This is a genomic window from Desulfosporosinus sp. I2, from assembly GCF_000960765.1.
Classification (GTDB): Bacteria; Bacillota; Desulfitobacteriia; order Desulfitobacteriales; family Desulfitobacteriaceae; genus Desulfosporosinus.
In genome coordinates this window covers 1-20,305 of sequence record NZ_JYNH01000086.1, presented here as the reverse complement: position 1 = coordinate 20,305, position 20,305 = coordinate 1, and the positions used below count along the sequence as shown (strand labels likewise).

The following is a 20,305-nucleotide window of genomic DNA, read 5'->3' as shown; positions in this document are numbered from 1 at the left end:
GGGGGGTATGGTTACTGCAAAGAGTACAAAGTTGAACGCTATATGCGAGATGCTAAAATTACACAAATATATGAAGGCACAAATCAGATTCAGAGGATTGTAATAGCTAAGCACCTGAAAATTTAGAGCTTCCATTAATGGCGAGGGATTAAAAGAAAAAGGAGCGAGCTCTAAAATTTCTAGAGCTCGCTCCTTAACATGATTAGAATGATGCCCTTTGGATATGGATAATTAATGATTAAAAAAGGATTTGCCTCTCTCGGGTCGAATTATCTGATAACACAATAAATGCGGGAGGTTTATCAATGTTGCTGGAGGGACAGGCTTTCTCGATCACCCTAGATGAAATTCTCGAGAATACGAATAACGCAATCATTGCGGTTGATCCCAAAGGACAAATCATTTATGCGAACCGCGCTGTTTTAAATATTTTAAAAACAGAGGTCCTTGATCTTGTGGGGGAACCAATTACCAAACACTTTCCTGAAACTGGACTAATGCGGGTTTTTGAGACTGGAATTGCTGAGTTGGGCCAGCAGTTGAAACTTGATAATATCACCTTATTAAGCAATCGAACTCCCATCTATGTTCACGGTGAACTGGTAGGAGCTGTAGCGGTATTCCATGATATCACGATTCTTCAAAATTTCCTCGACAATCTGGTAGTTGAACATGAAAAAACGAAGCAACTACAACGTACTCTTGAGGTCGTTCTTAATACCGCTTATGATGGGCTAATCGTGGTAGATAAAGAGGGGATCATCACGATGACCAATCAGGCCTTTTCGAGTTTCTTTAATCAAACCCCAGAGGATTTGATCGGTAAACCTGTTATAGACGTCTATAAGAACGCTAAATTTATAGATGTTCTGGAAACTGGTCAACCTGTGTTTGGATACATTCATGACTTAAATGGACATGAAATTATTGCTAGCAGAATCCCGATTAAGCAGGATGGGAAAATTGTCGGCGCTTTAGGAAAAGTGGTTTTCAAAGATGTCAATGAACTTTACGCCTTAACAAAAAAAGTGGATTCATTGCGTTTGGAGCTGGATTACTATAAAAAGACCATGTTACAGAAAAACAATTCGGCCTTGGAACTCTTAAAGGGAAAGAATGCAGTGATGGTTTCCTTAGTTCAGACTACCCTTCGTGTTTCAAAGTCAGGGTCTACTGTTCTATTGAGGGGAGAAAGTGGAACTGGCAAGGAATTGTTTGCCATGCTACTTCATTCTGAAAGCACTCGAAGTCAAGGTCCCTTTATAAAGGTAAATTGTGCGGCAGTTCCTGAAAATTTGCTTGAATCTGAACTGTTCGGCTATGAGGAGGGGGCATTCACCGGGGCACGCAAAGGTGGGAAACTGGGAAAATTTGAATTAGCAGATGGAGGGACCTTGTTCCTTGACGAAATTGGAGATATGGAAATGACCATGCAAGCTAAGCTATTGCGGGTTATTCAGGAACGAGAAATTGAACCGTTAGGAAGTAGTAAGACTCGTAAAGTTGACGTTCGATTAGTTGCAGCGACAAATCGTGATCTCGAAGCAATGATACAAGAAAAGAAATTCCGTGAAGATCTTTATTATCGCTTAAATGTCGTGACTTTAACGATTCCTCCTCTGCGTGAAAGGATTGATGACCTTGAATGTCTAATTGAAACCTTTATTAAAAAATTTATCGTTTGTTTGCACAATCAGTAACGGGAATTACGTTTGAAGCAATGGATGTCCTAAGGAAACATCGCTGGCCAGGAAATATCCGTGAACTTGAAAACATTATCGAGAGAGCATTTAATATGCTTGATGACACAGAAATCCATCTCAAGCATCTACCTAATTACTTGCAAATTCTTGCTGGCCATAATACGCGACCCTTTATAGAAGGGTCATTAGAGTCAATTCTTAATAATGTGGAAAAAGAAGCTCTTATGATTGCTCTGGAGACTGCCAAAGGAAATAAAGTTCAAGCTGCTAAAAATTTAGGGCTTTCTAGAGCGGGATTGTACAAAAAACTTATCAAGCATCAGTTACATAAATAGCATAGGGCAATGGGAAAGGTTTTACATGTCCACAAATGGGTTTATGTATACATTCGTAGACACTTGTCTGAGCTTTGGGAACTGTGTCAGCCTCAGAGGAGGCAGAGTACAATATGTATACTTTCGTATACATATTGTTAGGGGAAATATCCATTAATCAGGAAGTGAAAAGACGTTTAAACCCTTACGCATTCCTGAACGCCAATTATTCTGAATATATAAGTAATAATTGGCACGAAAATTGCAAGATAATTCAATAGATTTGGAATTAGCATTTACCCTACTAAGTGATTATTCGCTAAAAAGAGGAGGACATTATGAAAACAATTATGGTTATAGGAGCAGGACAAATGGGTGGGGGAATCGCTCAGGTTGCTGCCCAAGCGGAATACTCTGTCATCTTAAATGACATTAACGATGAATTTGTGCTAAGAGGTCTCGGCATAATCGAGAAGAACCTCAATCGCAGTCTCGAAAAAGGAAAACTTAATAAGGAGGAAAAAGAAGGGATTCTAGGTAGGATTACCAAATCGACCAGTCTAAACGATGCCACATCAGCGGACTTAGTCATAGAAGCCGCAGTTGAGAATATGGCCATCAAGGCCCAAATCTTCTCTCAACTCGACGTCATCTGCCCGGAGCATACCATTCTCGCTACCAATACGTCTTCCCTGCCTATTACCGAGATCGCTGCGTTCACGAAACGGCCGGATCGAGTGATTGGGATGCATTTTATGAATCCCGTTCCAGTCATGAAGTTGGTGGAGGTTATACGGGGTCTGGCCACCAGCAATGAGGTGTACAATACTATCGAAGCTCTGAGCCTTAAAATGGGAAAAACCCCTGTGGAAGTTAATGATGCCCCTGGATTTGTGGCAAACCGGATTTTAGTTCCTATGCTTAATGAAGCAGTCTACACTCTCTCTGAGGGGATCGCCACAGTGGAAGCCATCGATAACGTGATGAAGTTGGGTATGAATCACCCAATGGGACCCTTAGCCTTAGCAGACTTAATCGGGCTCGACACCGTATTATCCATCATGGAAGTCCTCCATGATGGGTTAGGGGATAAATATCGCCCCTGCCCCTTACTCCGAAAATATGTTAAAGCAGGCTGGTTAGGCCGAAAAACCGGACGTGGTTTTTATCAATACGATGTATAAATTAATTAATCCTGATCAGACAGGATCAATGAGGAGGACAAAGCATGAAGTATACAAACCTATTACTCGAACAGATTGGTGCTATCGCCATTCTAACGATTAACCGTCCCAAAGCCTTAAATGCACTCAATAGTGACACATTGTCGGAACTGTCGACTGCGATCGATGAGTTAGGAATGAACTCCAGTGTCAAAGTCGTAGTTCTCACGGGTAGTGGGGAAAAGGCCTTTGTCGCAGGAGCCGACATATCCCAGATGAAAGACTTTAACTCCTTAGAGGGAAGACGATTTGCCCAATTAGGGCAGGCTACCTTTCGAAAATTAGAACTGATGCCTCAGCCTGTGATCGCCGCTGTCAATGGTTTCGCCTTAGGCGGAGGATGCGAGCTAGCTATGGCTTGTGATCTAAGAATTGCCAGTGATAATGCTAAGTTTGGACAACCAGAAGTTACTTTGGGAATCACGGCTGGATTTGGAGGAACCCAGCGCTTACCTCGCCTCGTCGGGACGGGGATCGCCAGTGAACTACTTTTTACCGGGGACATTATTGATGCTAACGAAGCCTATCGCATTGGCTTAGTTAATCGAGTCTATCCATTAAACGCCCTCAAGGAGGAAGCCCTTAAGCTGGCTAATCACATAGCGGGGCGAGCACCAGCGGCTGTACAGCTTAGTAAAAGTGCAATCCAGCGGGGCGGAAATATGGACTTGGACAGTGCTCAAGCTTACGAAGCAGAAGTTTTCGGGCTAACGTGTAGTACACAAGATCAAAAAGAGGGGTGTACGGCCTTTTTGGAAAAACGCAAACCGATATTTGAAGGCAGGTAAAAGTCGAGGTACAAGCACGAAACACGAATGGTCTCGCCGTTAAAGCGAAAAGTATTGGGCTTAATGAGAAATTCGAAAAACTCAAAATTATCGAGAAACGAGAGGATTGATTAAAGTGATTTTTGATTTAACTGAAGACCATATCATGATGCGTAAAATGGTTCGTGATTTTGCTGAGAAGGAATGTGCACCAGGAGCAGAAGAACGGGATGAGACGGAAGCATTTTCGGTTGAGATCTGGAAAAAATGTGGGGAGCTCGGTCTTGCTGGAGTTACTTTCCCTGAAGAATATGGTGGCGTTGGAGCAGACTATATTTCTTATGCTATCGCAGTCGAAGAACTGTCTCGAGTCGATGCTTCTGTCGGGGTTACTATTTCCGCACATGCCAGCTTGTGTGCCAACCCAATCGCCATGTTTGGAACCGAAGATCAAAAACAGAAATACTTAACGCCGTTAGCGACTGGCGCAAAACTTGGGGCATTTGGTTTGACTGAGCCTATGGCAGGTTCAGATGCTTCAGGGACACGAACTACTGCTGTTCGGGATGGAAATGACTACATTTTAAATGGTAGCAAAGTTTTTATTACCAATGCCTACTATGCTGACCTATATGTCGTTACAGCTCAAATGGACAAGAGTAAAGGAAATAAAGGAATTGCTGCCTTTATCCTTGAAAAGGGAATGCCTGGCTTTAGCTTTGGTAAAAAAGAAAAGAAGATGGGGATCCGTTCTTCAGCCACCTATGAATTAGTGTTCGAAGATGTTCGGGTACCTGCTGAGAACTTATTAGGGCAAGAAGGACAAGGGTTCAAAATTGCCATGCAAACGCTTGATTTTGGCAGAATCGGTATAGCTTCCCAGGCCTTAGGAATTGCCCAAGGCGCCTACGAGCAAGCCTTAAAGTACACTAAGGAAAGAGTACAGTTTGGCAAACCTATTTCTGCTTTTCAAAATACACAATTTAAACTAGCAGATATGGCCACCCAAATTGAAGCAGCTCGGTTGCTCGTTTATCAATCTGCTTATCTAGCTTCTCAACATAAACCCGTTGGGAAAGCTTCTGCTATGGCGAAACTATTCGCTTCCGAAACGGCTATGGCAGTAACAACAATGGGCGTTCAACTTCATGGCGGATATGGTTACACACGAGATTATCCGGCTGAGCGCATGATGCGGGATGCTAAAATTACCGAGATCTATGAAGGAACCAGTGAGATTCAACGCATTGTTATTAGTAGTCACATTCTTAAAGATTAATATAGCGACGTGTCGACTTACTTTAATTGTTTGCTTGGACTCTCTTTGCACATTTAACCAATTAAATGTGCGAGAATAAGTAGCTAAGTAATCGTGTTAAAAGTGTGTTAAAAGGACCGTCCCCTTTACACACTCTGAAAGGAGAGTAATTAATTTGAGAGAGGTAGTTATCATTAGTGCAGTGCGGACTCCAGTCGGTTCTTTCTGTGGTGCATTAGGGCAAATACCCGCTGTGGAGTTAGGTGCACTTGTCTTAAAGGAAGCGATTAATAAAGCCGGAATTACTGCAGATCAGGTTGATGAGGTTATTTTAGGGAACGTACTTCAGGCTGGGCTAGGTCAGAACCCCGCTCGTCAAGCGGCAATAAAAGCGGGGATTCCTCAGGAAGTGCCTGCTTGGACGTTGAATAAAGTATGTGGATCCGGACTCAAATCGATTGTTTGTGCCGCTCAGGCTATCATCGCAGGAGATGCCGATATTATTGTTGCTGGTGGGATGGAGAGCATGTCCTTAGCTCCCTATTTGCTTTCCAAGGCTCGCACAGGGTATAGAATGGGCAATGATACGATGGTCGATTCTATGATTCAAGATGGATTGACTGATGCCTTCAGCAATATTCACATGGGTATTACTGCAGAAAATATTGCTGAACAGTTTGGGATCTCTCGTGAGCAACAAGATCAATATGCTGTGGTGAGTCAGAACCGCACTGAAGCTGCTATTAAGTCTGGAAAGTTTGTTGAGGAAATCGTCCCCGTATCTATTCCCCAACGTAAAGGGGATCCGGTCATAGTGGCCCAAGATGAATTTCCTCGTTTCGGCGCGACCTATGATGCCGTTGCAAAACTCCGATCTGCCTTCAAAAAGGATGGAACTGTAACGGCTGCCAATGCTTCGGGGATTAATGATGGAGCAGCCGCCTTAGTCATCATGGCCAAAGAAAAAGCTGAACAACTGGGGCTGACTCCGTTAGCAACAATCACTTCGTGGGCCTCTGCTGGAGTGGATCCCCTGATTATGGGCACGGGTCCTATTCCGGCGAGCCGAAAAGCTTTACAAAAAGCCGGGTTAAGTATAGACGATATTGATCTCGTCGAAGCTAATGAAGCGTTTGCTTCTCAAACGTTAAAAGTGGCTAACGACTTACAACTTAATATGGAAAAAACGAATATCAATGGAGGAGCAATTGCTTTGGGGCACCCTGTTGGCGCTTCTGGAACCCGAATTCTCGTGTCTTTGCTTCATGAAATGAAGCGTAGCAACGCGCACAGAGGCTTAGCAACTCTATGTATCGGTGGAGGTCAGGGTATCGCCCTTATTGTGGAACGATAGTTTTTTAAAACTTAACTTGGTCATTTTTCATGTCTGGATAATTCTTTACTATTGTAATCTTAGTCTTAATAACGCCAGTAACGCTACTAGAAATTTTAGATTGGGTAGAGATAAGACTTGATAAACGAGCAAGGGGGACAAAACCAATGTATAAGGAAGAGTATCACAATAAGTGTGTCACCTCAGACGAAGCTGTTAAAGTAATCCGTAGTGGGGATTGGGTTGAGTATGGTTTTGCGGCAAGCATCGCGGGTTTGTTAGGCGAAGCTTTAGCTCGACGTACAGAAGAACTTCACGATGTAAATATGCGTGGAGGAGTAATGATGGGTCCATTAGCGATGGTCGAAAGCGATCCTAATGGAGAACATTTTACTTGGAATAGTTGGCACTTCGGCGGACGTGAACGAAAATTGGGTCAAAGTGGCTTGGCCTATTACATTCCTATCAAATATTCTGAAGTCCCACGATACCTGCGAGAGAATTTACAAACAGATGTTGTGGCTATCCAGGTTGCGCCAATGGACGAACATGGTTTTTTTAGCTTTGGAGTTACAGTATCACACTATGCGGCAGCCATTGAAAAAGCACGTGCAGTGATTGTTGAGGTCAATAATGATATGCCTAGGGTCCATGGCGGATATGATCATGCAGTTCATATTTCCAAGGTGGATTATATTGTGGAAGGTGGGAATAGAGGCCTTCCTCAATTACCTTCTACCCCTGCCTCTGATTTAGACAGACAAATTGCGGCCTATGTATTGCCGGAAATTAAGGATGGGGCGTGTATCCAATTAGGAATAGGTGGGATGCCCAATGCCTTAGGGCAGATGATTGCTGCATCGGATCTCAAAGATCTCGGGATTCATACGGAAATGCTGGTAGACGGATTTGTCGATATGGTACAGGCAGGAAAAGTCACGGGGATGTGCAAACAACTTGATCGGGGAAGGATAGTTTTTGCCTTTGCAGCCGGGACGCAAAAACTATATAATTTCATGCGTGATAATCCCTCTTTAGCGGCCTACCCGGTGGATTACACTAACCACCCCTTTATCGCTTCGCAAAACGAGCAATTGATTTCCATCAATAGCGCCTTGGAGATTGACTTAGCTGGCCAAGTTTGTTCTGAATCGGCAGGCTCGTCTATGATCACTGGATCTGGGGGACAGCTAGATTTTGTGGAAGCTGCGTATAATTCTAAAGGTGGCAAAAGCTTTATCTGCTTACCTTCCACTTATACGGATAAAAAAGGTGAAGTTCAGTCCCGCATTAAAGCAGTTATGACGCTAGGTTCTCTAATTACGGATACTCGGACGACGGTTCAATATGTTGTCACAGAGTATGGTAAAGTGAATCTGAAAGGTTTGTCATCTTGGCAGCGTGCAGAGGCGTTGATTTCAATTGCTCACCCAGACTTCCGTGAAGATTTGGTCAATGAGGCACAAAAACTTAGAATTTGGCGTCGAAAAGGGATTGCTTAAGCAAAAGTAAAATTAAGGTTATAGTTTGAATTATTTACGGAAGGACGTTAACGTTCATAAAAAGGCAGATGAATTAGCCAAATAATTCACCTGCCTTTTTTATGGGTATTTTTTATTGGACAATGCATTAACTTGCCGTTAAACTTGATAGGGGATAGGAAAACACCCCAGATAGATAGTTGTGCAGAGTGAGGAGTTGATTATTATAGCCAAGAAAATTGACTTAAGGATACCACCGCGTCAGCCGGTTTGGAATATTTGGCAAGGATTATTACTCGTGTCGATTGTAACGTTAATTGAATTCTCGCTCGGATGGTTGGAGACTGCAAAGGATTTAGATTCTGTGCGCGGGGTATTTAACTTTATTGGAATCGGCTTAGGGGATGCACTGGTTTACTTGATTATGATTGGACTATTTTTTAAAATTATTCGTCGGCCCTTATCTGAGCTTGGGTTTGTTAAACCACGTAAGCAATACATGATATTGGGGTTTGGAGTAGGGGTTTTACTATTTGTGGGCATCGGTCTCTTAGGGAACGTATTGACAAAATTACTGGGAACACCGGCTCCGCAGAGTTTTACTGTGGCAATAAAAGGGGCAAACTATTTTTGGGAATTCGCCCTTCTCGCGATTTTAGGGGGGATTATTGCCCCAATTAGGGAAGAGTTGCTTTTTCGTGGCTTAATATATCCACCGCTTCGTCAGGCCTTTGGGAGAGGTAAAGGAATTCTTCTCACAGGAATCTTCTTTGCAACTTTGCATTTAGAAGTGGTGCGCTTCTTACCGTTATTTATTGGTGGGGTCGTGCTCACTTGGTTATACGAACGTTCTTCGAGTATTTGGCCATCCGTTGTGGCCCATGGGACTTGGAATTTTCTAATGGCTGTCGCACTATGGGTTCAGCGCTATTAATGGATGGACCCTGCTGGTTATTCCTGTATTTGCGCCACTTAGCCATTTATGTTACTGCGGTATCAGTCCATCCATCTATGTATAAGTTGATAGTGCAGCGCAGTGAAATCATGTATGGATTTAAAAGGAGATATCATGAACAATAATTTAAATCATGATCGTTTGGGTGAAACGTCCGAAATCGAATGTCTGCGTCTGATCACAGACGGCTCAGGGATAGGGTATCAAAATGGTATTGCAACCTTCGTGCAGGGATTGTTGCCCGGGGAAACTGGAGAAATAGAGGTATATGAGGCTAAGAAGAAGTGGCAACGCGCACAGCTGCGGAAAATTACCAAACGTTCCCCTAATCGTCTCGAGCCGCCGTGCTCAGCCTTTGAACAGTGCGGAGGATGCCAACTTCAGCACACAACCTATGAAGAGACTCTCTTATGGAAGCAACGCTGGGTTGAGGATGCACTCACTCGAATTGGAAAACTAAACGTTGAGGTCAAACCCACGATTGGAATGGAGCAACCTTGGCGCTACCGAAACAAGGTGCGGTTACACCGCAAGCCTGACGGACAATTAGGGTATTTCAAGGAAAAATCCAAAGAGCTTGTTGATTTTGAGGATTGCCACCTGCTAAGTGAACGTATGAATCATTGGATACGATTAACGGAAGAATTTTTAGCTGGTAGTTATCCTGAAATACATACCTTGACCTTTCGTGAGAACACGCAGAACGAAGGGCTACTATTATTAGAAGGAACTCCAACAAAGGTCCTTTCTGCGGAAGAAAACCAGGAGTTTTTCAAAGCCCTTTCGGAGCAGGGATTACGATCCGTTTGGGGAACCGATGATGAAGGAAGTTTAGTACTGATTTGGGGGGATGAAGAGTTTAGCCAAACCATTCTGGACCTCAGCTTTGAGGTTTCCCCATTATCCTTCTTGCAAGTCAATTCTCAGCAAACGAACGTCCTTTACAAGCTTGTTTTAGAAGGGGCCGCACTGACCGGAGAAGAAATTGTGTGGGATCTTTATTCCGGGATAGGAACTTTAGCTTTGGCACTGGCCACCAAGGCTAAGAAAGTAACGGGAATTGAGGAAAACCCGTATGCCGTGGAAAATGCAATTCAAAACGCCATTAATAACCATGCCGTAGGCCACGTTGAATTCCTGAAGGGGAAAGTTGAACAACGAATGATGAAAATCGAGGAGCAACCAGATGTCGTTGTTGTCGATCCTCCACGCGCCGGCATGGAGCCAGAAGTTGTGCAGCGACTACTGGAGCTAAAGCCCCAGCGCATTATTTATGTGTCGTGTGATCCAGGGACTCTAGCCAGGGATCTGAGTGCGCTAACACATGGTGATGCTGGTTATAAGGTGAAAAGCGTGCAGCCCGTAGATATGTTTCCCTGGACGACGCACGTTGAAACGATAACTCGGATAAATCGTGCTTAAAGCCGCTTGTAGCAAGGGTTTCAGGCACTTTGATTTACGACTTAAAAAAAGAAAAAACCACTGATAAAAAATAGATTTTAAGCTAATTTTATAAAAATAAAGCGGTTTCATTCAAGAAGCCGCTTTATTATTTCCACAGTATTTCTTGGACTTCAAAATGAGAAAAAATAAGGATAGGAGGTAAAAAAACAATGAACCCTGAATGATTTCTTTGAGTTTACATAAAGCTCACATCGCGAGGTTCTCACAGCTGGGAGTATCAAATGACCACTTGCCAATATATCTTTCAGAAAGTAAAGAAGAAAGGAAAATGAAAATGGACAATAATGAATTACAAACCATATATATTGAAAAGCTTAATAAGGATATTCTGCCAAAGCTTGATTTTAAAAAGCTTCATGAATCCTGTAATAGTTCAGATAAGCAATACGCCAAAGAGGTGTTGAAAAGTCTACACGATGCCTTTATACAAGTATATCAAACGGATTATTTAACAGATAAAGAATTTGAATTTGTACTTGTGCCAGCCGTTATTAAAGCACATAAGACAGGAGATGTTTCAATCGGTATCGTTACATTGGATATCGGATCCTCCGGTGAACACTGGGGCACAATTTTCTTTACAGACAAAGGGCTGATTGATGATCACGATGAAAGTTTTTCAAAAGCAGAAAGAGAATATATAGACGCGAACTTTATACCGTATGATTACTGGTACACTGTAGATGTTGAGCGGGATCATCATGTGGACTTTGAAAATGTCCCCGAGGAAATTTGTGAAATGCTGAATTACTGCAGACCTAGCGAAAATGATCTGCAGATGAACGGACCGGAAATATAATTGAGACAATTCCACGATACTTAAATTTAATTAGGGTAAGTATAGGGCTGTATTTCAGAAATGAGATATAGCCTTTTTAATTTTCCGAAAAACTTTAGGAGGATTCAAATATGGACAGCAACAGATTTTTTGTCGAGGTCACCCGCAGAGCTGCACAGCAGGGATTAAAAGTTCCGGACTTCCTGCAAGGAAAAGGAAATCTCCACAACGACTGAACTGATTCAAGAAGCCCTTGCAGCATCCATGCAGGATGGCATGTAGCCGGATGAAATAAACATGGGAGGTATATAAATTGCAAACCGTTTACGCCTTTATCCAGCATCAGAGGAACAGCCTGGCGGTAGATTTCCCCCTAAATATTCATGATATGCCTGACCATCTCGGGAGCATTGGAATCCGGTTTCCTGCCAGCAAGGTGACCGTGGACAACACAGAAAATGTGTCTGTTAGACTAACCGGGCTAAATGAAGTGGGTAAGGCCATTGTCGGCAAGGTAGCCGGTAGCGACAGCCTTGAGGATATCAACACACTCTGCCAAGCAATAGAACGAACTTGCTTATATGGCTATGACGATATGGCAGAACGCCTAGCAGCTGGCGATGCGGGATGTGCAAGAGAACTGATGGCTGTGGTTGAGCAATTCACTCAGGCACAACAATCACAAACGATGGGAGAATGTAAATGCTGAGAGCTTTGATCGCAGACATGAGTCATTTTTTCATAAAATGGGAGGACATCGACATGATGAGTCAATGGAAAATCAACGCAATTAAAAAAGACTATCCCCAGGGCACACGAGTAGAGCTTGGGTCCATGGCGGGAGAACAGCAGATGCCGTTAGGTCTTCAAGGTACTGTGGAAATTGTGGACGATATCGGGCAAATCCATGTGAAATGGGATAATGGCAGAAACCTGGCGTTAGTGCCGGAGGAAGATTCATTCCGCAAATTACCGGATCAGGAACAGGGGAAGTCTCAACAGATGATCCTATAATTAAAGGAGGGAAAGCAATGGTTTATCCTTATTTAATTGGCTATGTCTATTCGGAGGAAGGAAGAAACGAACATTTTTTGAAAGCTACTCCGACAAACATTGCCTCTTTCATAGTAAAAAATTCGTCGCTAGACGTCATTCAAATTACTACCCCGCTGGATACTGCCTTCATATCCACCAGAGCAGGATTTATCGACTATTGCGCCGATCAGGAATTTCTAAGGAATGAGTTGCTTCCCGTGCTGATTCCAATGCAGATGGGCGACACAGAACCCTCAGAAGTAGAGTTGGTTCCTGAAAATGAAATAAATTCGATGGATGAGGAAGGATTGGATTCCCCCGAATTTTAAATTTGCTGGAAGCTCTTACTTAAACAGTATAGTAGTAAAAAGCGGTTGCATTTCAAAAGATGCAGCCGCTTTTTTTATTTCTCCGACTCTATTAAGGAAAGGATTGGTACAAGATGATTATTGCCGAACTCAAAAACGGTGCATATCGCGATAACTATAGCATCGACATCACCTTTCCCGTTGATGAGGAAAGCATGATGGAACAGCTCAGTGGGCTAAACATCAGCGACAGCAACATAGCAGATTGTCATGTTGCGAAGATAAGCGGAGATATACCTGCTCTTTGCGTACTTGAAAACAACTGCATCAATGTGGATGAGATGAACTATCTCGCGAGACGGATAGACAGCTTTGACTACTATGAGCTTGCCAAGTTTCAAGGAGCTATTGCAAGAGAGGGTATCTGCACCATGAAAGACCTCATCAACCTAACCTTCAACCTTCACAATTATACGGTCGTCACTGATTTCTTGAACCTGAAAAAACATCGGAAGTAATCATTACCTTGATAAGAACATCGGATGCCCTGCAAGTGAAATGGAACGGCTCGACTTTGAAACAATGGGCAGAAATCTTTTAAGCAGCGGTGATGGTAAGGTAACACCTTATGGTGTAGTATTTTGCAACAGCCTTCCCATGGAAGAAGTATACAATGGAAAAATGTTTCCCGATTATGATTACACCAGTGACTATATATTGAAGCTGGAGATGATGAGAAAGGGTTCCCAATCAACAAGCCCGGAAAAGGTATGGCTATATCTTCCCACATCAAAAGCCTGTATTTTGAAAGCGCTCCTCCATCTCGGCGCAGACACATATAACGACTTGACCTTTCAATGTGTAGACAGCATGAGCTTGTCGGAGAGCTTTATGGATCATCTTTCCCTGATGGACAACATTGGTGAAATCAATGAATTGAGTAAAATCATCCATGAGCTTGATCCGGAGGAAATCAAGAAACTGGAGGCGGTCATTGATTATACCCAAGCGAAAACTGCAGGAGAAATGATCGAGCTGGCAAACAAACTTGACAGCTTCTTTTTTGTTGCAGGCATTTCTAACGTGGAGCAGTACGGCAGACACATGATTATAGAGTCCGGCCATTTTAAATATGACAGCGAGTTGGAAAGCTACGTCGACTTTGAAAAGTACGGTCAGGGCCGCCTCATGCATGAGAAGGGATGCTTCACCTCATACGGATATATCTGCTGCACGGGCTCAATGGAAGAAATCTGCGATTTGAACGACCAGTTGGAGGAAAAAACGCAGACAATGGGAGGGATATAAATGTTGAAAGTCTTATTAACAAGGATGGACAAGGAAAATGGTGTGTGGCTCTCGCTACCCTCCACCCCTGCCGACATAGGGGAAGCCTATGCAGCACTGGATAATATCAATGGTACTGAGAACCTTGATACACGCATCACCGGAGTAGAATCCACAATCCAGAACCTGCGGCAATACTTGAGCGGGAAAAGCACCGATGACCCCAAGATTATTAAAGAACTTGATTTCATCGCTCGGCGCATCGATGGTTTTGTTGAATCGGAAGCAGCTCTTTTCTCCGGAGCTCTTGATATTGAACCCATTAACACACTGGCAGACATCATCAACTTGACCTACAGTTTGGAAGGATACGAGTTGTACCCCGATGTCACCACTGCCAAGGAGCTTGGGCAATATCTGTTGGAAAGCGGTGAGGTGCAAATCCATGAAAGCGCCCTGCCTTATGTGGATTATGAAAGGGTCGCAACAGAATATGAGGCAAACAACTCCGGCACCTATACCGCAGCAGGATATGTGGCAAAGACCGGCGGCAGCATAGAGCGCATCTATGATGGGATCACGCTGCCCGATGTGAATGCCGATAAGGATTATATTTTCAAGCTCAAGCTCATATCTCAGTACAGCTTTGATAGGCTGGAGGACCCCTACACCCTCAAGCTGCCAACATCGGATATTGCGTTGCGTCAGGCAAGAGATCAGTTGCGGGTAAAGCATTTTGACGAGTGTGAAATTGCGGATTTTGCCTGTCCAATCGCAAACCTATCAGACAGGCTTCATATGGATGGGGACATCTATTCTCTCAACAAGCTGGCGCAGAAAATTAAAGACATGCTGCCAAACGAGGGAATGATCACAAAGCTTCTCGCTGCCCTCGAAGCAGAAATGCCGGAGGATTTGTGCAATATACTGGATATCGCAGAAGACCTCGATAGGTATGAACTTATCCCTGCCTCTGTTATCAATGCAACGGACTACGCTCACCATGTGCTCTTTGAGTCCGGCAGATATGATATATTCGTTGACGATGAGATTAATAGCTTTGTCGACTACGAGAAATACGGCAATTACAAAATGATAGAAGATGGTGCAAAGCAGACGGCCTTTGGAATGATCCGAAGAATTGATGAGCCATTCCAAGAACAGGAGCAAGGCTTCACACAAAAGATGGGAGGGATGTAAATGAGTAAAATATTTTCATTGGTAGAACTGGAAGCAAACACAGAGGTCACCGACAGCGGTTATATGAGCGGGATACCCGACCGGGAGGACGTAGAAAACTCCGACCTCTATAAAGAGCTTTTGGAGGACTGCGGCGGTAACGAATCGATAAAGGTCACTGTGAATTCCTACACCTATGGTGAGGGGGAGAGCGAGCCTGCAGACGATGAGGACCTGGAATATATCCGCTCACAAAAAAACTTCACCGACCGGGATGAAGTTGACTGGCTGCAAAGCGACAGCTTCACCATTTACCCCGAGCAGACACAAGGAATGAGCTGTTAAAGGAGGCTGGCCTCATGTATGAAATCAGAGTGATGTCGGTAAGGGATGGTCAAAGCGATAACTATACCTACCTCGGGGATGGTCTTGACTCCCCGCGTCCACCCCGCCGTCTACACAGCAGCAATTGATATAGTGCCTTTTGGTTTTTAAAAACTGAAAGGTACTTTTTTATTTTAAAAAACAGGAGGGAAAAAATGCTTAAATTAATTATCAGCAACACTCAAAAAGATGAACATGGGCAGCAGCTTGCGGTGCACGTTGAGCTTCCCGTGGCAGAGGAAACGCTTCAAAAAGCTGCCGGAGAAATCGGATTGAGCGATTTCGACAACGGCGGCTATGAGATCATTGGTCACTCCTTCGGAAAATATGAGGACCTGCAGAACCACATCCCAGGAGGCGCCAACATCAATGAACTCAATCTCCTTGCCCATAAGTTCAAAGGATTTACTGAAGAACAGGCTGAGGATTTCATGTCCCTGCTCACAGACTGCGGGGATATTACGGTCAAAGACCTCATCAACAAGGCGTACTACCTTGAAGACGACTCCTATGAAATATGGCATGGCGTCACGGGTTTAGATGAGCTTGGACACCGTTTTGTAGAGGAAAAAGCATCGGATCTGCCGGAGGAAATCTTTAAAAACATTGACTATGAGGATGTAGGCTACGATGTGCAGTCCAATGACCATGACGAGTTTACTAATGCCGGATATATTCGCAACTCCAATGAGGTAGTGGACGAGGTATACGATGGCACTAACCTCATTGAACTGATTGCCAAAGAGCGGGAGAAGCAAAAATCGTTGAAAAGTAAAGACGGCTCTTTGAGTAAAGATGATGTAATGATTAAAGCAACTATCGATGGTCTGACTGCTACTGCTGTAGAAAAAGCTTGTGTTTTTGGAGTGGAAGCAACAGAGGATATCGGTGAACTTCGTAAAACGGTAGCTGAACTGATCCGTTTTTGGAGCCTTGATGAGCGATGGCTTGAACAGTTTGATATGGAGGTTCAAACCGTCATGGAGGGTACGGTGCAGCAGAGCGGCATGCAGATAAACTAAATTCCTTGAAGGAGTGATGATATAAGTTGAAGATACTCAAGAACCGGATATTTTTAAGCATCCTCTGCATTGTCCTGGCAGGAGCCATTTCTTTTTTGCTCCTACCAAAGTTTTATGCGGACAAGGGCGCGACAGTGATGGTGCTTCGGGCTGCGGAGGACATCCCGGCAGGCACAAAGATACAGAGTAAATATCTTGCTATGGCGGAGGTGGGGAAATTCGGTTTGCCCGATGCCGTCATCAAGGATAAGGCTTTGGCTGAAGGGAAGATCGCGCAGACTGACATTGCGAAGGGGGACTACCTGTTTCCCCAAAAGATCGGGGACTTTGTCGCCGATGAAAAGTTGGACCGTATTGCCAGGGACAATAAACGGCTGGTTACCATCAGTGTGCCAAGCATTGCCGCAGGGCTCTCCTCCCATTTAGAAAGCGGCGACATTGTGACAGTGGCTGTCTTTTCAAATCAAAAAAAAGAGGGGGACGCAAGTCAAAGCACTTCCGCACAGGTTATCCTCTATCCTGAACTGAAAGGACTGGAGGTTTACAGTGTGGAGAATGCCCGCACACAGAGCACCGCCCAGGTCCGAAAGCAGCAAGCGGAAAATCAGCAGTCTTCCAGCGATCCCATCCCCAAGGCGGTTACCCTGATAGCTACCGAAGCGCAGGCAGCGAAACTCATCGAAGCCGAATACACGGGCAAGCTGCATCTGATCTTTGAAAAAAGGGGGGTAAGCCATGAGCAGTAAGATCATCACTGTTTGGGGCAAGGACAACAGCGGAAAAACCACTTTTGCGGTCAACTTAGCCTGCGCTTTGGCAAACCGTGACCACCTTGTAGGGCTCATTTCCTCCAACCTGATTTACGGCGACCTGCAGGTGTATTTCGGGCAGAGCATACCACCGGAAAAGGGACTGTTCCGTGCGCTCCATGAAGACAATCCCAATGTGGGTGAGAAGTTTATGGAGGCCGGGGAAAGTAAAAATCTCTTTTTTCTGTCCATACCCAATCATTACACAGGGCTTTTATGTGACAGCGTATCCCTCCAAAGCGTGGAAAGGCTCATCACCGCATCCTCTCTCCTGTTCGACATCTTACTGATTGACGGCTCGGGGGATCTAACCAATCCCATATCCGGAACGGGGCTCTGGCTTTCGGAAAAGGTGTACACCCTGTACAGGCCGTCTGCCTCTGCCCCTATGTGGCATAAAGGAGTAGAGGATTTTGTCCAGGAACTTCATATCGCCGACAAGCAAATCAATGTAATGCAGACACCGAATGGTGAGTTCGATGACAAAACCTTTAAGAGTCTTATAGAGCTTTCCTTTAAATATGAACTTCCCTTTGTAAAGCAGGCAGGTGAGCTTGAAAACGCCGGAACTCCGGTGTTTTTTTATGAGGATCGAGGGTGCAGACAGTACAGCAAAGTCCTGGAAAAAATCTCAGATGAAATATGCGGAGGGAAGGACCAATGAACGACGGATTTTCAGTCAATGAACTGATCTACAAGGCCAACAAGCAGCGCTCCGACAGCGGGGAGAACAGCCTGGAAGCTCAGGACTACGGCGACATCCTGGATAAATTGCAGCGGATTATCTCCAGAAACCACTCCACAGAATTGGCACAGGTGCTGTATTCGGAAGAAGCGGAGGGAAAGTTGAAAAACCTCATCATGCAGTATTTGAATAGTGAACGGATGGTGGCAAAGGGGATTCAAAATATTTCCGAGCTGGTCGACAGGGTATACAACGATATGGCAGGCATGGGGATTTTATCGGAATATTTGAAGGACAGCGAGGTTGAAGAGATCAACGTCAACGGTTACAACGGAGTATGGGTTTTATACAAGGATAAAAAGGTAAGGCTCCCGGTAACCTTCAGCAGCCCGGAGGCTTGCTCCAACATCGCCAAGAAAATGAGCCGCTTTGGAAATGTCATCCTGGATGGCTCAAAGCCTATAGGCGACAGCTTTATTTCACGGGGCATCCGCATGTCCGGTGCCATTGTACCCTGCGTTGATTTCGATGCCGGTGCCATTGCTTCTATAAGAAAGCAAAAGCCGTCCTATATCACAAGAGAAAACCTGATTTATTGGGGGACAGCTACAGAAGATGAGCTGGATTTTCTCACCCTCTGCGTCAATAACGGCATATCGGTAGCCATCGCCGGAGCAACCGGCAGCGGAAAGACCTCTGATATGGGATATATTCTAAGCTGTATTTCAAGTGATAAAAGAATCGTAACCATAGAGGACACCCGCGAACTGACCCTGGTCCAAGTGGATGAAAACGGTGTGATGGTCAATGATGTCATTCACCTTTTGACCAAGGAAGAACCCAATCCCATTACCATGCTGGACCTGTTGAAGCTGTCTTTGAGGCTCCACCCGGCAATCCTTGTCCCGGCTGAGATGAGGGGGAAAGAAGCCCTGACGGTGCAGGAAGCAGGACGTACAGGGCACACCATCGTCAGCACTCTGCACGCCAACAGTGCCAGGACAGCCTATGAAAGAATCCTCACCATGTGCCTAGAAGCCGGAACGTCATTGTCGGAGGAAAGATTACTGAAAAATATCGTGGAATCTTTTCCCATCATGGTCTTTAAAATGCAGTTGCCTGACCAGTCCCGAAAATACATGGAAATCTTCGAGGCCACCGGGGTCAGAGATGGAGAGTTGGTAGGCAATACCCTTTTTCGATACGACATTGATCATTATGAAAAAGACGAAGCCGGAAGAATTGCAGAGGTCGTAGGAAGTCACAAGCACATAGGGCATATATCCCAGACCCTTGCCGAGAGGCTCTTGATCAATGGGGTTGAACGAAAGGAAATTTGCCGTTTCGCAGGAAACAAGTTTAAAAATTGAAGGGAGGTTGACTATGAATAGCATCCAGGGTTCCTTTGCCCTTGTCTTTGTCTTTGTCTTGATCAGCCTTGGCCTTTTCCTCCTGCTGAAGCTTAACCCTTTTGCAGTGGAGAAAAACACTTTGAAACAGCGGCGGTTGTATCTGTCTAGGACAAAGCTGAAAATCAGCGAGAGAGTGATCCTCCGGTTTACAACCCTGTTCCGGCAAACCAGATACACGCTTAAGAAATTTATCCTGATGGTTGCCGCAGCATTTGTGTCGGGTTTTTTGGCGGGGGTTTTGCTTTTTAACAACGCTGGATTGGCAGCGGTAACAGCAGTCTGCCTTATCCCGGCTCCTTACTTTTACCTGACCGTGAAAAGTTCCAGGGCAGCGAGGGAAGAAATTGAGGGGTTGGAAAATACCATGTCCATCATCACCAACGCCTACGCCGGATGTGACGACATTATCAAGGCGGTGGAAACCTATGTCGAAGAGAAGAACCGCTATACCCCTGTGGAGTTAAGGAAGCCAACACCCTTCGATGAATTTATCTCAGAAATAAAGCTTATCAATCCCAACATAGAACATGGGCTATACCGTCTGTCGGCTAAAATCAAAAACCGCTACTTTGCCGAGTGGATAAAAATGTTGATTCTCTGCTATCACGACAGGCGGCTGAAATTTGCCCTGTTTCCCGTGATAAAGTCGATGAATGATGCCAAGGCCATGCAGATTGAAAGTGACAGCATGATGGGCAGGGTATGGCGGGATTATCTGATGACGGTGGGTATGATGTTCAGTATTATTCCCTTGATGCGTTTTTCAAATGCCGAATGGTTTGCCATTCTGACCGGAACCACCTTAGGAAAATTACTGATTGTCGTCATGCTTGTAACCGCTCTGGCAACTTCGTTCTTCGTGATGAAGATGACCAGACCTGCCAACCGATAGAAAACTTAACCAAAAT

23 protein-coding genes are annotated in these 20,305 nt (G+C 44.6%); all 23 read left to right on the top strand.

Translation table 11 applies throughout. The features are described 5' to 3' along the window. On the top strand, positions 1 to 126 hold a 126-nt coding region (locus tag UF75_RS27365), incomplete at its 5' end, for an acyl-CoA dehydrogenase family protein (RefSeq protein WP_282433813.1). Between the two features lie 179 nt (positions 127 to 305). Further along, positions 306 to 1,700 (top strand): sigma 54-interacting transcriptional regulator, encoded by a 1,395-nt coding sequence (locus UF75_RS17115; RefSeq protein WP_348983072.1) that lies wholly within the window; start codon positions 306 to 308, stop codon positions 1,698 to 1,700. Then, positions 1,682 to 2,038 (top strand): helix-turn-helix domain-containing protein, encoded by a 357-nt coding sequence (locus UF75_RS31085; RefSeq protein ID WP_348983071.1) that lies wholly within the window; start codon positions 1,682 to 1,684, stop codon positions 2,036 to 2,038. Before UF75_RS17115 ends, UF75_RS31085 begins: the two co-directional genes overlap by 19 nt. 317 nt (positions 2,039 to 2,355) lie before the next feature. Further along, on the top strand, positions 2,356 to 3,201 hold the full coding sequence (locus tag UF75_RS17110; RefSeq protein ID WP_045575791.1) for a 3-hydroxybutyryl-CoA dehydrogenase: 846 nt from the start codon (positions 2,356 to 2,358) through the stop codon (positions 3,199 to 3,201). Positions 3,202 to 3,245: 44 nt separating this feature from the next. After that, complete coding sequence (locus UF75_RS17105; protein ID WP_045575790.1) at positions 3,246 to 4,028, top strand: enoyl-CoA hydratase-related protein; 783 nt, start codon at positions 3,246 to 3,248, stop codon at positions 4,026 to 4,028. Positions 4,029 to 4,143: 115 nt separating this feature from the next. Beyond that, positions 4,144 to 5,286, top strand: coding sequence for an acyl-CoA dehydrogenase (locus UF75_RS17100; protein WP_045575789.1), 1,143 nt, complete (start codon positions 4,144 to 4,146; stop codon positions 5,284 to 5,286). 154 nt (positions 5,287 to 5,440) lie between these two features. Continuing rightward, the gene (locus UF75_RS17095) at positions 5,441 to 6,619 is read left to right on the top strand and encodes an acetyl-CoA C-acetyltransferase (protein ID WP_045575788.1); all 1,179 of its coding nucleotides are present in this window, start codon (positions 5,441 to 5,443) and stop codon (positions 6,617 to 6,619) included. A gap of 146 nt (positions 6,620 to 6,765) precedes the next feature. Then, the gene (locus tag UF75_RS17090; RefSeq protein ID WP_045575787.1) at positions 6,766 to 8,100 is read left to right on the top strand and encodes an acetyl-CoA hydrolase/transferase C-terminal domain-containing protein; all 1,335 of its coding nucleotides are present in this window, start codon (positions 6,766 to 6,768) and stop codon (positions 8,098 to 8,100) included. Positions 8,101 to 8,305: 205 nt separating this feature from the next. Beyond that, the gene (locus UF75_RS17085; RefSeq protein ID WP_052693390.1) at positions 8,306 to 9,013 is read left to right on the top strand and encodes a CPBP family intramembrane glutamic endopeptidase; all 708 of its coding nucleotides are present in this window, start codon (positions 8,306 to 8,308) and stop codon (positions 9,011 to 9,013) included. 135 nt (positions 9,014 to 9,148) lie between these two features. Further along, positions 9,149 to 10,456 carry a 23S rRNA (uracil(1939)-C(5))-methyltransferase RlmD gene (gene rlmD, locus UF75_RS17080; RefSeq protein WP_045575785.1) on the top strand — a complete coding sequence of 436 codons (1,308 nt, stop codon included), beginning with the start codon at positions 9,149 to 9,151 and terminating at the stop codon, positions 10,454 to 10,456. A gap of 211 nt (positions 10,457 to 10,667) precedes the next feature. Further along, positions 10,668 to 11,297 (top strand): hypothetical protein, encoded by a 630-nt coding sequence (locus UF75_RS17075; protein WP_242860303.1) that lies wholly within the window; start codon positions 10,668 to 10,670, stop codon positions 11,295 to 11,297. Between the two features lie 292 nt (positions 11,298 to 11,589). Next, the gene (locus UF75_RS17070; RefSeq protein WP_045575784.1) at positions 11,590 to 11,985 is read left to right on the top strand and encodes a hypothetical protein; all 396 of its coding nucleotides are present in this window, start codon (positions 11,590 to 11,592) and stop codon (positions 11,983 to 11,985) included. Then, positions 11,979 to 12,290 (top strand): DUF4314 domain-containing protein, encoded by a 312-nt coding sequence (locus UF75_RS17065; protein WP_242860302.1) that lies wholly within the window; start codon positions 11,979 to 11,981, stop codon positions 12,288 to 12,290. Before UF75_RS17070 ends, UF75_RS17065 begins: the two co-directional genes overlap by 7 nt. Before the next feature lie 17 nt (positions 12,291 to 12,307). After that, complete coding sequence (locus tag UF75_RS17060) at positions 12,308 to 12,640, top strand: hypothetical protein (RefSeq protein WP_045575783.1); 333 nt, start codon at positions 12,308 to 12,310, stop codon at positions 12,638 to 12,640. Positions 12,641 to 12,753: 113 nt separating this feature from the next. After that, a complete protein-coding gene (locus UF75_RS30260) occupies positions 12,754 to 13,137 on the top strand; it encodes a hypothetical protein (protein WP_242860301.1) in 384 nt (127 codons plus the stop codon). 40 nt (positions 13,138 to 13,177) lie between these two features. Continuing rightward, on the top strand, positions 13,178 to 13,927 hold the full coding sequence (locus UF75_RS30255; protein WP_242860300.1) for an antirestriction protein ArdA: 750 nt from the start codon (positions 13,178 to 13,180) through the stop codon (positions 13,925 to 13,927). Then, the gene (locus UF75_RS17050) at positions 13,928 to 15,106 is read left to right on the top strand and encodes an antirestriction protein ArdA (protein WP_045575782.1); all 1,179 of its coding nucleotides are present in this window, start codon (positions 13,928 to 13,930) and stop codon (positions 15,104 to 15,106) included. Next, positions 15,107 to 15,430: a hypothetical protein gene (locus UF75_RS17045; RefSeq protein WP_045575781.1), complete on the top strand. Its 324-nt coding sequence runs from the start codon at positions 15,107 to 15,109 to the stop codon at positions 15,428 to 15,430. Between the two features lie 194 nt (positions 15,431 to 15,624). Next, positions 15,625 to 16,491 (top strand): antirestriction protein ArdA, encoded by an 867-nt coding sequence (locus UF75_RS17040; protein WP_045575780.1) that lies wholly within the window; start codon positions 15,625 to 15,627, stop codon positions 16,489 to 16,491. Between the two features lie 26 nt (positions 16,492 to 16,517). Then, positions 16,518 to 17,237 carry a Flp pilus assembly protein CpaB gene (gene cpaB / locus UF75_RS17035; RefSeq protein ID WP_045575779.1) on the top strand — a complete coding sequence of 240 codons (720 nt, stop codon included), beginning with the start codon at positions 16,518 to 16,520 and terminating at the stop codon, positions 17,235 to 17,237. After that, entirely contained in the window at positions 17,227 to 17,964 is a 738-nt protein-coding gene (locus UF75_RS17030; RefSeq protein WP_045575778.1) for a cobalamin biosynthesis protein CobQ, read from the top strand. The genes cpaB and UF75_RS17030 overlap by 11 nt, the downstream gene beginning before the upstream one ends. Beyond that, the gene (locus tag UF75_RS17025) at positions 17,961 to 19,355 is read left to right on the top strand and encodes an ATPase, T2SS/T4P/T4SS family (RefSeq protein WP_045575777.1); all 1,395 of its coding nucleotides are present in this window, start codon (positions 17,961 to 17,963) and stop codon (positions 19,353 to 19,355) included. Before UF75_RS17030 ends, UF75_RS17025 begins: the two co-directional genes overlap by 4 nt. A 13-nt stretch (positions 19,356 to 19,368) precedes the next feature. Then, a complete protein-coding gene (locus tag UF75_RS17020) occupies positions 19,369 to 20,289 on the top strand; it encodes a hypothetical protein (RefSeq protein ID WP_045575776.1) in 921 nt (306 codons plus the stop codon). Positions 20,290 to 20,305 lie beyond the last annotated feature (16 nt).